The sequence below is a fragment of the Streptomyces sp. NPDC004126 genome, from assembly GCF_050275515.1.
Lineage (GTDB): Bacteria > Actinomycetota > Actinomycetes > Streptomycetales > Streptomycetaceae > Streptomyces.
The window spans coordinates 42129-54992 of record NZ_JBNNPF010000008.1 but is presented as its reverse complement, the minus strand read 5'-3'; the positions used below and the strand labels follow the sequence as shown (position 1 = coordinate 54992).

11 protein-coding genes and 1 pseudogene are annotated in these 12864 nt (G+C 70.8%); 5 read left to right on the top strand and 7 right to left on the bottom strand.

Going from position 1 to position 12864, the window contains the following annotated elements; translation table 11 throughout:
- The first annotated feature begins 140 nt into the window (after positions 1-140).
- Positions 141-545 carry a pyridoxamine 5'-phosphate oxidase family protein gene (locus ACQKM2_RS10015; RefSeq protein WP_427708207.1) on the top strand — a complete coding sequence of 135 codons (405 nt, stop codon included), beginning with the start codon at positions 141-143 and terminating at the stop codon, positions 543-545.
- A gap of 130 nt (positions 546-675) precedes the next feature.
- Here the strand turns inward: ACQKM2_RS10015 and ACQKM2_RS10010 are convergent, their stop codons facing one another.
- Both ACQKM2_RS10010 and ACQKM2_RS10005 read right to left on the bottom strand, forming a co-directional pair.
- A complete protein-coding gene (locus ACQKM2_RS10010; RefSeq protein WP_030228709.1) occupies positions 676-990 on the bottom strand; it encodes a hypothetical protein in 315 nt (104 codons plus the stop codon).
- Positions 990-1199: a hypothetical protein gene (locus tag ACQKM2_RS10005; protein ID WP_427708205.1), complete on the bottom strand. Its 210-nt coding sequence runs from the start codon at positions 1197-1199 to the stop codon at positions 990-992. Before ACQKM2_RS10005 ends, ACQKM2_RS10010 begins: the two co-directional genes overlap by 1 nt.
- Positions 1200-1302: 103 nt before the next feature.
- Between ACQKM2_RS10005 and ACQKM2_RS10000 the strand changes: the two genes are divergently transcribed.
- Positions 1303-2334 carry a helix-turn-helix transcriptional regulator gene (locus ACQKM2_RS10000; RefSeq protein WP_427708203.1) on the top strand — a complete coding sequence of 344 codons (1032 nt, stop codon included), beginning with the start codon at positions 1303-1305 and terminating at the stop codon, positions 2332-2334.
- 118 nt (positions 2335-2452) lie between these two features.
- Here ACQKM2_RS10000 and ACQKM2_RS09995 read toward each other — a convergent pair whose 3' ends face one another.
- From ACQKM2_RS09995 to dnaK, 4 genes are read right to left on the bottom strand one after another with little or no spacing between them, the layout of a single operon-like run.
- Positions 2453-2920, bottom strand: a complete 468-nt coding sequence (locus tag ACQKM2_RS09995; RefSeq protein WP_427708201.1) for a heat shock protein transcriptional repressor HspR — start codon at positions 2918-2920, stop codon at positions 2453-2455.
- Position 2921: 1 nt separating this feature from the next.
- Complete coding sequence (gene dnaJ / locus ACQKM2_RS09990; RefSeq protein ID WP_427708199.1) at positions 2922-4097, bottom strand: molecular chaperone DnaJ; 1176 nt, start codon at positions 4095-4097, stop codon at positions 2922-2924.
- Between the two features lie 39 nt (positions 4098-4136).
- Positions 4137-4802: a nucleotide exchange factor GrpE gene (gene grpE / locus ACQKM2_RS09985; RefSeq protein WP_427708197.1), complete on the bottom strand. Its 666-nt coding sequence runs from the start codon at positions 4800-4802 to the stop codon at positions 4137-4139.
- A complete protein-coding gene (gene dnaK / locus ACQKM2_RS09980; RefSeq protein ID WP_427708195.1) occupies positions 4802-6646 on the bottom strand; it encodes a molecular chaperone DnaK in 1845 nt (614 codons plus the stop codon). The genes grpE and dnaK overlap by 1 nt, the downstream gene beginning before the upstream one ends.
- Positions 6647-7080: 434 nt before the next feature.
- Between dnaK and ACQKM2_RS09975 the strand changes: the two genes are divergently transcribed.
- Together ACQKM2_RS09975 and ACQKM2_RS09970 are read left to right on the top strand one after the other, a co-directional pair.
- On the top strand, positions 7081-7671 hold the full coding sequence (locus ACQKM2_RS09975; protein ID WP_427708193.1) for a sugar transferase: 591 nt from the start codon (positions 7081-7083) through the stop codon (positions 7669-7671).
- A 110-nt stretch (positions 7672-7781) separates the two neighbouring features.
- Positions 7782-10043 (top strand): annotated as a pseudogene (locus tag ACQKM2_RS09970) (heterodisulfide reductase-related iron-sulfur binding cluster); the annotation flags it as partial.
- Between the two features lie 617 nt (positions 10044-10660).
- Here ACQKM2_RS09970 and ACQKM2_RS09965 read toward each other — a convergent pair.
- Positions 10661-11686 (bottom strand): hypothetical protein, encoded by a 1026-nt coding sequence (locus ACQKM2_RS09965; RefSeq protein ID WP_427708191.1) that lies wholly within the window; start codon positions 11684-11686, stop codon positions 10661-10663.
- A 231-nt stretch (positions 11687-11917) separates the two neighbouring features.
- Here ACQKM2_RS09965 and ACQKM2_RS09960 point away from each other — a divergent pair, with 231 nt between their 5' ends.
- The gene (locus ACQKM2_RS09960) at positions 11918-12844 is read left to right on the top strand and encodes a Yip1 family protein (protein WP_427708189.1); all 927 of its coding nucleotides are present in this window, start codon (positions 11918-11920) and stop codon (positions 12842-12844) included.
- Positions 12845-12864: the final 20 nt, after the last annotated feature.

The window sequence follows — 12864 nt, the reverse complement described above, 5'->3', positions numbered from 1 at the left end:
ACGCGTCGCACCGGCCGGCTGGCCGGATGCGCACTCTGACAGATTCAGCATCTGCAAAGTTGAGTCTATTCCACTCAAGGCGTCGTTCGGGGCCATTCTCCCGACGGGCCCGCCGGGAGCGCGGGCGTACGCTTCGGCCCATGTCCCATGACGTACTCAACCCGACGCCCGAGTACCTCGCCTTCTGGCGGGAGCGGCACGTCTGCACCCTGACCACCCCGCGCCCGGACGGCACGCCGCACGTGGTGCCCGTCGGCGTGACCTACGACCCGGAGGCCGGGCTGGCACGGGTGATCAGCAACAAGCACAGCAAGAAGGTCCGCAACGTCCTGGCGGCGGCCGGCGGCGGCGCCCGGGTGGCGGTCTGCCAGATGGAGGGCAGGCGCTGGGCCACCCTGGAGGGGCGCGCGGTGATCCGTACGGACGAGGCGTCGGTCGCCGAGGCCGTCGCGCGCTACGCCGAGCGGTACGGGCGGACGCCCTCGCCCAACCCGGACCGGGTGGTCCTGGAGATCACCCTCGACCGGGCCATGGGCCGGGCCTGAGCCGACGGGTGATTGTCCGGTTCAACCACTGGACGCGGACAGCACAACGGCGCCATCGTGGTCAGGTCCACGATGGCGCCGTTGTGTGGGGGTAGCACCTGGAGCGATCTGCAACGACGGGGGAATCGCCTCAGGCACTGCGGGGGGTGGCGGTGGTGATATCGGGCTCGAACAGCTGGTGGTCACGCTGGTCGAGGTTGACGAAGACCATGCCGTACCGCACTTCGCAGCGGACGGGCTGCGGTGCGCCCCGGGGGCGGCGCAGGCAGCGGTAGGCGCGGACATCCTCGTCCTCTTCGCGCACGACGACGATCGGCTGGCCGAAAAGAGTGACCATCAACGAATCGCCGGCGTAGGGGATCGCCGTGGCGAGGTCTATGAACTGCCATCCGGAGCGGTACGCGGAGGCCATTTCGCGACGGAAGTCGCGGTCGTCGGGGGTCATCAGGAGACCTTCGCAGCGGCCGCGTCCCAGCCGAGGTCCGCCGGACTGGAGTCCCAGCCGAGATCGGTCTTGCCCTTGGGCTCGACCTGCGCGGCGCCACCCGCCTGAGCACTTCCCGCGTCGCCGCCGTTGCCGGCTACGACTGCTCCAATGACCGCGACGACGGAGAAAACAACGGCAAGCGCCGAGCGAAGCATTCTCTTATACATGGTCGGCTTCGTCCTCACTTGATGGAATCCTCTCCCCCGCACTGTCAGACGATGGCTCATTCAGGCACGTCAGTGCCACAGGGACGATGCATCATGTTCTTACATGTTCAGGACCCTGGGGGGTGGAGAATTGGTAAGAAGCGAGACAAACCCGACACATCCCCACCCCGTCACGGCGATGTGCGCGGAGGGCGCGCGACTGTACGCGGCGGCCCTGAGCACCGGCCGCGTCGCCCGCGGCGAGGTCCAGAACGCCCCCTGCCTGCTCGAATTCGCGCTCCTGCGACCCGACCCGGATGACGCCAACCAGCTGCGCGCGGTTCCCCCGTCCGTCGCCCTGGCACAGCGGCTCCATCCGCTCGAACGCGAGATCCAGGAACGCCGGCGCACGGCCGTAGATCTCACCGACACATTCGAGCCGTTCCTCACCATCAGCGCCCAGACCCCCTCCAACACCCACGCCATCACGGTCCTGGAGGGGATCGACCAGATCAACGCCGCCCTCGACCTGGCCACCGCCGAGTGCCACACGGAGGCCCTGACCGTCCAACCGGGCGGGGCGCGTTCGACGTTCGTCCTCAGCGAGGCCCTGGAGCGCGCCACTCCGCTGATCGACCGCGGGGTGAGCATCCGCACGCTCTACCAGCACACCGTGCGGCACAGCCAGGGGACGCTCGCCTACGTGGACCGGGTCTCGGCCGGAAAGGTCGAGATCCGCACGCTGGAGGAGCTGATAGAGCGTCTCATGATCTTCGACCGCACGGTGGCCTTCATACCCGCCAGCGACGACCGCCGGGTGGCCCTGGAGCTGCGGCACCCGGGGCTCGTGGACTACCTCATCAAGGTCTTCGAGCAACTCTGGCGCAGGGCCGTGCCGTTGGGCGACGAGGTCACGTACACGCACAACCCGGATGGTATCTCCGGAGTGCAGCGTTCCATCGCACAGCTGCTGATCGAGGGCCACGTCGACGAGGCCATCGCCCGCCGGCTGGGGATGAACGTACGCACCTGCCGCGCGCACATCGCGAAGCTGGCCGCCGCCCTGGGCAGCGGCAGCCGGGCCCAGCTGGGCTACCTCATCGCCCAGTCCGGGATCCTGCACGGCTCGAACCCGGCGCAGCTCCCCGAGGGCTGACAGGGGCCCTCAGACGGCCCCCAGGAGCCCCGGGACACGCCGAAGGCCCCGTCCCGGACCCCTCCTGTGCGGGAGGGGCCCGACGGGGCCTTCACGGCGTGCTCCGCGGGCCGGCCGGTCAGTCGCCCGGGCGCTTGGTGGGGCGCCAGACGACCAGCGCGTTGCCCGGCACCGGCGGCTGGTACGGGACCAGGTCGCGGCGGTACGAGGCGTGCACCTGGGCCTCGCGGGCCTGGAGGGCGGCGGCCGCCCCGTCCACGGCGGCGGACAGCTCGGCGACGCGCTGCTGGAGCGCGGCCACCTGGTTCTCCAGTTCGATGATCCGCTTGATGCCGGCCAGGTTGATGCCCTCGTCCTGGGACAGCTGCTGCACCGTGCGGAGCAGCTCGATGTCCCTGGCCGAATACCGCCGGCCGCGGCCGGCGGTACGGTCCGGCGAGACCAGACCGAGGCGGTCGTACTGGCGCAGGGTCTGCGGATGCAGGCCCGAGAGCTGGGCGGCCACCGAGATCACGTAGACCGGGGTCTCGTCGGTGAGCTGGTAGGCCCCCTCGCCGAAGCGGGGCTGTCGTCGGCGGCCGTCCATGTCATGCTCCCTTCGCGGACTCGAACAGGAGGGCGCGCGGGTCCTCGGACCCGGTCGCGTCGCGGTACATCTCCAGGGCCTCGCGGGCCTTGTCGGACAGCTCCGCCGGCACCGCGACCTCCACCGTGACGAGCAGGTCGCCGCGGGTGCCGTCCTTGCGGACCGCTCCCTTGCCGCGGGCCCGCATCGTACGGCCGGTCGGGGTGCCCGGGGGCAGCTTCAGCGTCACCGCCGGGCCGCCCAGGGTCGGGACCTTGATGTCGGCGCCGAGGGCCGCCTCCGCGATCGTGACGGGCACGGTCACCGTGAGGTTGTCGCCCTTGCGGCCGAACACCGGGTGGCTGCCGACGTGCACGACGACGTACAGGTCGCCGGCCGGGCCGCCGCGCTCGCCCGGGGCGCCCTTGCCGCGCAGCCGGATCCGCTGGCCGTCGGAGACGCCCGCCGGGATCCGGACCTGCATGGTGCGGGAGGACTTGGCGCGCCCGCTGCCCTTGCAGACCTCGCAGGGGTTCTCCGCGATCAGGCCGCGGCCCTTGCAGTCCGCGCAGGGGTCGGTCAGCGAGAAGCCGCCGCCGCTGCCCCGGGAGACCTGGCCGGTGCCGACGCAGGTCGGGCACACGCGGGGCGTGCCGTTCGTGTCGCCGGTGCCCGAACAGGCCTTGCAGGGGGCCTGCGAGGACATCCGCAGCGGCACGGTCGCACCGTCCACGGCCTCCGTGAAGGAGAGCGTGACCTCCGACTCGATGTCCTGGCCGCGGCGCGGCTGGGTGCGGGTGCCCGCACCGGCGCCGGCGCCGCGGTTGAACAGGCCGCCGAAGACGTCGCCCAGGCCGCCGCCGAAGCCGCCCTGGCCGCCGGCCTGGGTGCCCCCGAAGAGGTCGCCCAGGTCGAAGTTGAACGAGCCGCCGCCGCCCGGACCGGCGCGGAAGCCGCCGTTCCCGAACAGCGCGCGGGCCTCGTCGTACTCCTTGCGCTTCTTGGCGTCGCCGAGGACGTCGTTCGCCTCGGAGATCTCCTTGAAGCGCTCCTCGGCCGAGGCGTCGCCCTTGTTGGCGTCCGGGTGGAACTCGCGGGCGAGCTTCCGGTACGCCTTCTTGATCTCGGCCTCGGTGGCGTCCTTCGGGACACCGAGGACCTTGTAGTAGTCCTTCTCGACGAAGTCCTTCGTGCTCATCCCCGGTGTCCCTCCTCTCGGATCCCTACATGGTGTGCGTCAGCCCTTGTCGGGGGCATCCGTGTCCTTGTCGGACGGCGTGTCGCCGTCGCCGGACTCGGACTTGGCGGCGGGTGCCGCGCCCGGCTGGGGCTCGGCCACCGCGACCCGCGCGGGGCGGATCGTGCGCTCGCCGATCCGGTACCCCGGCTGCAGGATCGCCACGCAGGTCGTCTCGGTGACGTCCGGCGCGTACGAGTGCATCAGGGCCTCGTGGATCGTCGGGTCGAAGGGCTCGCCCTCCTTGCCGAACTGCTGCAGCCCCATCTTGGCCGCGGCGGTCTCCAGCGACTCGGCCACCGACTTGAAGCCGCCGACCAGCTCGCCGTGCTCGCGGGCCCGGCCGATGTCGTCCAGCGTCGGGAGGAGCTCCGTCAGCAGGCTCGCGACCGCGATCTCCTTGACGGCGACCCGGTCCCGCTCCACGCGGCGACGGTAGTTCTGGTACTCGGCCTGGAGCCGCTGGAGGTCCGCGGTGCGCTCACCGAGCGCGGTACGGGCCTGGTCCAGCTGCGCCAGCAGCGCAACATCCTGAGCCTTGTCCCCGGCCGGGGCCGCCTCGTCCTCCTTCTTGGAGGAGTCGGCGGCCTTCGGCTCCGCGTCGTCAGCGCCGGCGCCGGTGGGGACTTCGGGCTCCTCGTCGAAACCCGGGGTCTCCTCCGACATCAGGCAGCGCCGCCCTTCGGCTTCTCGTCGTCGACGATCTCGGCGTCGACGACGTCGTCGTCGGCCTTGGCCTGGCCCGCGTCACCCGCGCCGCCGGCGGCCTGGGCGGCCTGGGCGTCGGCGTAGATGGCCTGGCCGAGCTTCTGGCTGACCGCGGCGAGCTTCTCCGTCGCGGTGCGGATCTCGGCGGTGTCCTCGCCCTTGAGCTTGTCCTTCAGCTCGGTGATGGCCGTCTCGACCTCGGTCTTGACCTCGGCCGGGACCTTCTCCGCGTTGTCCGCGAGGAACTTCTCCGTCTGGTAGACGAGCTGCTCGCCCTGGTTGCGGGACTCGGCGGCCTCCTTGCGGCGGAGGTCCTCCTCCGCGTACTGCTCGGCCTCCTGGCGCATGCGGTCGACCTCGTCCTTGCCGAGCGAGGAGCCGCCGGTGACGGTCATCTTCTGCTCCTTGCCCGTGCCAAGGTCCTTGGCCGTGACGTGCATGATGCCGTTGGCGTCGATGTCGAAGGAGACCTCGATCTGCGGGACGCCGCGCGGGGCCGGCGGCAGGCCCGTCAGCTCGAACATGCCGAGCTTCTTGTTGTACGCCGCGATCTCGCGCTCGCCCTGGTAGACCTGGATCTGCACGGACGGCTGGTTGTCCTCGGCCGTCGTGAAGATCTCCGACCGCTTGGTCGGGATGGTCGTGTTGCGCTCGATGAGCTTGGTCATGATGCCGCCCTTGGTCTCGATGCCGAGGGACAGCGGGGTCACGTCGAGGAGCAGGACGTCCTTGACCTCACCCTTGAGGACACCGGCCTGGAGGGTGGCGCCGATGGCGACGACCTCGTCCGGGTTGACGCCCTTGTTGGCGTCCTGACCGCCGGTGAGCTCCTTGACGAGCTCGGCGACGGCCGGCATGCGGGTGGAGCCGCCGACCAGGACCACGTGGTCGATCTCGGACAGCGCGATGCCGGCGTCCTTGATGACGTTGTGGAACGGGGTCTTGCAGCGGTCGAGCAGGTCCGCGGTGAGCTGCTGGAACTGCGAGCGCGTGAGCTTCTCGTCCAGGTGCAGCGGGCCCTCGGCGGAGGCCGTGATGTAGGGCAGGTTGATCGAGGTCTCCGTGGAGGAGGACAGCTCGATCTTCGCCTTCTCGGCGGCCTCGCGCAGGCGCTGGAGCGCCATCTTGTCCTTGGACAGGTCGACGCCGTGGCCGTTGGCGAACTGCTTCACCAGGTAGTCGACGACGCGCTGGTCCCAGTCGTCGCCACCGAGGTGGTTGTCACCGTTGGTGGCCTTGACCTCGACGACACCGTCGCCGATCTCCAGGAGCGACACGTCGAAGGTGCCGCCACCGAGGTCGAAGACGAGAATGGTCTGGTCGTCCTTGTCGAGGCCGTACGCCAGGGCGGCGGCGGTCGGCTCGTTGACGATGCGCAGGACGTTCAGACCGGCGATCTCGCCGGCCTCCTTCGTCGCCTGGCGCTCGGAGTCGTTGAAGTAGGCAGGAACGGTGATGACCGCGTCCGTGACCTTCTCGCCCAGGTACGCCTCGGCGTCGCGCTTCAGCTTCTGCAGGATGAAGGCGCTCATCTGCTGCGGGTTGAAGTCCTTGCCATCCAGGTTGATCTTCCAGTCAGTGCCCATGTGGCGCTTGACGGAGCGGATGGTCCGGTCGACGTTCGTGACCGCCTGGCGCTTGGCCACCTCGCCGACGAGGACCTCGCCGTTCTTGGCGAAGGCGACGACGGACGGCGTGGTCCTGGCACCCTCGGCGTTGGTGATGACGGTGGGCTCGCCGCCTTCGAGAACGCTGACGACGGAGTTAGTGGTGCCCAGGTCGATGCCGACCGCACGTGCCATTTCGATTCCTCCAGCTGACTTGAGTGGAACAGGCTCAAGAATGCCGTAACGCCGCGCTGGCGTCAACAGAGGTGAGTCTGGGCGACTCAACCTTTAGGCTGCCCTTACGCTCAGGGCGACACCGCGGGCGGCGAGATCCGGCCCCACCTGGGGGCACGTCCCAGCGGTAGCCGGGGGAGATTGCGGCGCGGAGGTCCGGGGGTCCGGGGGCGGCCGTCCGGGGGTCCGGGCGCGGAGCCCCGGGGGGGGGGGGGCGGGGGGGGGGGGGGGGGGGGGGGGGGGGGGGGGCGGGGGGGGGGGGGGCGGGGGCGCCCCCGCCCGCCCCCCCCCCCCCCCCCCCCCCCACGGCCGGGCCGCACCCGAACGGGTTCCCGGCGGGGCCCGCGGCCGCGCGGCGCGGCGGGGGCGCCGGAGGCCTCCGGCACGGTGCTGGCATGCCTCTGCTGACCACCCCCACCACCCGGCCGGGGCCCCGGATCCGGCCGTTCGGGATCCGGGGCCGGGTCCGGGTCCGGATGCCGGCGCGATGGCCGGCCAGGCCCCCGGCCAAGCGGGTCTTCGACCTCGTCGGAGCCGCGGTCCTGCTGCCCCTGTGCGCCGCCCCGGCACTGGCTGCGGCCGCCGCGCTGTACGCGGCGACCCGCGCGCGGGTCCTCGTACGCGAACCCGCGCTCGGCCTCGGCGGACGCCCCTTCCTCGCCTGGCGGCTGCGCACCGAGGGCGCGGGGCGGGCCGGCGCGCTGGTGCGGCGGTGCGCACTGGAGGGGCTGCCGCGGCTGCTCAACGTGGCGCGCGGCGAGATGTCGCTGGTCGGGCCGCGCCCCGAGGCCCGTACCGACCACCCGGAACGGCTGCTCGTACGCCCCGGTATGACCGGATTGTGGCAGGTCAGCGCGCGTTCCGACCTCCCCTGGGAGGAGATGGCCCTGCTGGACCGGCACTATGTGGAGAGCCATTGGCTGGGGATGGATCTCGCGATCCTCGCGCAGACCCCTCGGGCGGCCTACCGACAGAGGCATGCCTGAGCGACACAGATCACCGCACGCTCACCTACAGTGCGGCGCGGGAACTGGGTAACCTCAAGCCTTGACTCAATAAGTTACCGCTTAGTAAGTCCCGCCCGAGGAGCCCTCCCATGCAACTCGCCGCGATCATCGTGTCGCTGGTCCTGACCGTGGTCGGCGTCGCGCTGATCGCCCGAGCCGTGGCGCAGATCTACCGGTTCGTGAAGCTCGGCCAACCCGTACCGGCAGGCAGCCGCACGGACCGCCCGAAGGACCGAACGATCACCCTGGTCCGGGAGTTCCTCGGCCACTCCCGGATGAACCGGTGGGGGATCGTCGGCTTCGCGCACTGGTTCGTCGCGATCGGCTTCCTGACGCTGCCGCCCACCCTGGTGCAGGCCTTCGGCCAGCTCTTCCAGGCCGACTGGCTGCTGCCGATCGTCGGCGACTTCCTGCCCTTCGAGCTCTACACCGAGTTCATCGGCGTGATGACCGTCGTCGGCATCGTCGTCCTGATGGCGATCCGCCTGCTCAACCTCCCCTCGCGGGCCGGTCGCAAGTCCCGCTTCGCCGGCTCGAAGGCCTGGCAGGCGTACTTCGTCGAGTACGTGATCCTCACCATCGGCCTCGCGATCCTCGCGCTGCGCGGCCTGGAAGGCGCCATCCACGGCGTCGAGTCGTACGAGCCCGCGTACTTCGCCTCGTACCCGCTGGTGCTGGCCTTCAAGGGGCTCTCGATCAGCGGCATCCAGAACGCCATCTACTTCACCGCGATGGTGAAGATCAGCGTCTCCTTCATCTGGATGATCACGGTCTCGCTCAACACCAACATGGGTGTGGCCTGGCACCGCTTCCTCGGCTTCCCGAACATCTGGTTCAAGCGCAACGCCGACGGTTCGACGGCGCTCGGCGCCCTCCAGCCGATGACGAGCGGCGGCAAGGAGATCGACTTCGAGGAGCCCGGCGAGGACGACGTCTTCGGCGTCTCCCAGGTCGAGCAGTTCTCCTGGAAGGGCATCCTCGACTTCTCCACCTGCACCGAGTGCGGCCGCTGCCAGTCGCAGTGCCCCGCCTGGAACACCGGCAAGCCGCTGTCCCCGAAGCTCCTGATCATGTCGCTGCGCGACCACGCGCACGCCAAGGCCCCGTACCTGCTCGCGGGCGGCGGCAAGGACATGGAGGGCAACGAGAAGGCCACGGCGGAGCAGCTGAAGGACGTCCCGGCGGCGGCCCTGGCCGAGGCGGAGCGTCCGCTGATCGGCACGGTCGAGGAGAACGGCGTCATCGACCCGGACGTGCTGTGGTCCTGCACCACCTGCGGTGCGTGCGTGGAGCAGTGCCCGGTCGACATCGAGCACATCGACCACATCGTCGACATGCGCCGCTACCAGGTGATGATCGAGAGCGCGTTCCCGTCGGAGGCGGGCACGATGCTCAAGAACCTGGAGAAGAAGGGCAACCCCTGGGGCCTGGCCAAGAAGCAGCGCGTGGAGTGGACGAAGGAGGTCGACTTCGAGGTCCCGATCATCGGGAAGGACGCGGAGGACCTCTCGGAGTTCGACTACCTGTACTGGGTCGGCTGCGCCGGCGCCCTGGAGGACCGGGCGAAGAAGACCACGAAGGCCTTCGCGGAGCTCCTCAACATCGCGGGCGTCAAGTTCGCGATCATGGGCGGCGACGAGAAGTGCACCGGTGACTCGCCGCGCCGCCTGGGCAACGAGCCGCTGTTCCAGCAGCTGGGCCAGGAGAACGTGGCCATGCTGAACATGGCGTTCGGCGAGGACGACGAGGACCCGTCGACGAAGAAGCCGAAGTCGGCGAAGCGGATCGTCTCCACCTGCCCGCACTGCTTCAACACCATCGCGAACGAGTACCCGCAGCTGGGCGGCGAGTACGAGGTCATCCACCACACGCAGCTGCTCCAGCACCTGATCGACGAGGGCCGGCTGACGCCGGTGACGCCGGTCGACGGCCTGATCACGTACCACGACCCCTGCTACCTGGGCCGGCACAACAAGGTCTACACGCCGCCGCGCGAGATCATGTCCGCCGTGCCGGGCCTGCGGCAGCAGGAGATGCACCGCCACAAGGAGCGCGGCTTCTGCTGTGGCGCCGGTGGTGCGCGGATGTGGATGGAGGAGCGGATCGGCAAGCGCATCAACAACGAGCGCGTCGACGAGGCCCTGTCCCTGAACCCGGACATCGTCTCGACGGCCTGCCCGTTCTGCCTGGTGATGCTGACCGACTCGGTGAACGGCAAGAAGAACGACGGCCAGGCGAAGGAATCCGTCCAGGTCGTGGACGTGGCGCAGCTGCTGCTGGAGTCGGTGAAGGCCCCGGAGCCGACGGAGGAGGAGCTGGCGGCACTGGCGCAGGCCGAGGCCGAGGCCGCTGCCGCCGCGGAGGCCGAAGCCGCTGCCGCTGCCGCTGCCGCTGCGGAGGCGAAGGCCAAGGCGGAGGCCGAAGCCAAGGCCAAGGCGGAGGCCGAGGTGGCTGCCGCCGCGGAGGCGAAGGCCAAGGCGGAAGCGGAGGCCGAGGCTGCCGCCGAGGCCGAGGCCGCCGCCGCCGAGGTGGAGGCGAAGCCGGAAGCCGACGCCGAGGCGCCCGAGGCGGAGGCGGAGGCCGACGACAAGGCCGAGGCGGAGCCGAAGGCCGAAGAGGAGCCCGCGGCCGCCGACGAGGCGCCCGCGGCGAAGCCGGAGACCGAGACGGACGCCGAGGCCGACGCGGAGCCGAAGGCCGAAGACAAGCCCGCCGCGGCGGCCGAGGCCGAGCCCAAGGCTGAGGCGGAGGCCGAGGCGGCGGACGCGGCCAAGCCGGAGGCCGGGGCCGACGAGGCCAAGCCGGAGGCCGGGGCCGACGCGGCCAAGCCGGAGGCCGGGGCCGAGGCGGCTGAGGACGGCAAGGGCGAGGCGAAGCCCGAGCCGGCCAAGTAGCACCGGCCCAGGCCGGACGGCACGCACAGAACGGCCGGTCCCCTCACGGGGGCCGGCCGTTCGGCGTGTGCGTGTCAGTCGTTGGTGCGGTTCCGGCGGAGCATCGCGAAGCCGAGGCCCGCCGCGCCCGTCGCGGCCATGCCGCCGCCCGCGGCCAGCAGCAGCGGGGTGTCGGCCTGCGCCCCGGAGCCCCCGGCGCCGGCGTTCACGCCGCCCTTCGGCACCACCCGCTCGATCTTCGACGGCTCCGTCTTCACACCCGCGTTCGTCGCCGGCTTCGCCGGCCCGGCCGGCTTCTCCGCCCTGTACCGCTCGATCAGCTTTCCGGTGGAGAAGTCGTACACCCAGCTGTCCCCGCCCCCCTTGCCGTCGATGACGACGAACTTCACGCGCTTCCCGTCCTGGACGAGCTTGTACGTCCAGCCGTCGTTCAGCGCGCTGCGGTGCTTCATGTCGATCGTGCCGAGCAGGTTCCCGTTCGGCATGGAGATCTCGGCGCGCTTGCCCTGCGGGCCGTCGACCAGTCGCGCGATGCGCCCGTCCGGCATGGTGATCCGTACCCAGGTCTCCTTCTTGACCTGCGGCTTCGGCTTCTCGACGGGCTTCTCGACGGGCTTCTCGACCGGCTTGCGGGAGCCGCCCTCGACCCACGAGGTCACGGTGCCGTTCGGCTGGAGGACGACGTGCAGGCCGTTGTTCTGCCCGTACGCCGGCTTTCCGTCCTTGCTGACCAGGGTGTCCAGCTTGACGCCCCGGGCGAAGACGTCGGCCTCGAAGTGGCGGTCGCCGAGCTTGTAGACCTTGGCGACCGACCCGTCGGCCAGCCTCACGGTGGTGACGTACGCCCGCCCCTTCGACGGCTTCTCGACGGGCTTCTCGACCGGCTTCTCGACCGGCTTCACGGGCGGCTCGACCGACGGCTCGACCGACGGCTCCACCGACGGGTCCACCACCGGCTGCTCGACCCCCGGCAGCACCTCGGGCTCCGGCACCGTCGGCGAGTCCGCGAAGGCGGATCCGACGGGCAGCGCCAGCACGGCGGCGGCGCCGGTGAGGACTGCGGCGGTACGAAGGGTGGTGCTGCGGCGGGTACGGCGCATGACTGGGTTTCCGTTCTGGTTCGTGACTCCGTGGCGGCGACATTCACGAAGCTACGGACCCGATACGTACGCATTCCGTCGGCCGCGTAACGAACCACCACAGAAGCCCCCGCAACCGTGTAAATCACCCTCCCCGGGCTCCCCCTAGGGGATGTCACAGGTCAGCCGCAAAGGCCGCCCGTTCCGGCGGCCCGGCCACGGCCACCCGGCGGAGCAGGTACTTTCGATCACGTGGCTGGATTCAGGATCGGACGCGGCAGGGACGACAACCACCCTCCGCAGCAACCCCCGCACACCCCGCGGCAGCAGCCGTACGGTCAGCAGCAGCAAGCGTCGCAGGCACCGTACGGTCATCAGCCCTACCCGCCCGCAGGCCCGCCGCCGCAGCAGCACTGGCCGGCCCAGGGCGGCGCGGGCGACCAGGGCGAGCCGGAGTACTTCGACCCGTACTCCCAGCAGCCGCACCCGCACGCGCACCCGCAGCCCCCGCAGGACCCGTACGCGGGCCGGCAAGGGGCCTCGTACGCGAACGACCCGGGGTACACCCAGGCCTTCTCGGTCGGCGAGGACCCGTACGGCCAGGGCGCGACGTACCAGGCGGGCGCGGCCCCCGTCGGACCGCGGCTGCACTGGAAGGACCTGCTGCGCGGCATCGTGCTGCGCCCGGGACCGACCTTCCTGCAGATGCGGGACTACCCCGTCTGGGGCCCGGCGCTGGTCGTGACCTTCGTCTACGGCATGCTCGCGGTCTTCGGCTTCGACAAGGCCCGCGAGGACGCCATCAAGGCGACCCTCACCCAGGTGATCCCGATCATCCTCAGCGCCGGCGTGGCCTTCGTCCTGTGCGGCCTGATCCTCGGCGCGGTGACCCACACCCTGGCCCGCCAGCTGGGCGGCGACGGCGCGTGGCAGCCGACCGTGGGCCTGTCGATGCTGGTCATGTCCATCACGGACGCGCCGCGCCTGCTGGTGGCGGTGTTCCTGGGCGGCGACAACATGTTCGTGCAGGTGCTGGGCTGGGTGACCTGGCTGGCGGCCGGCGCGCTGTTCACCTCGATGGTGAGCAAGTCGCACGACCTGCCCTGGCAGAAGGCGCTGGGCGCGTCCGCGATCCAGCTGGTCGCGCTGCTCTCGATGATCAAGCTGGGCACGCTCTAGCCGCCCCGTACAGGGACGAC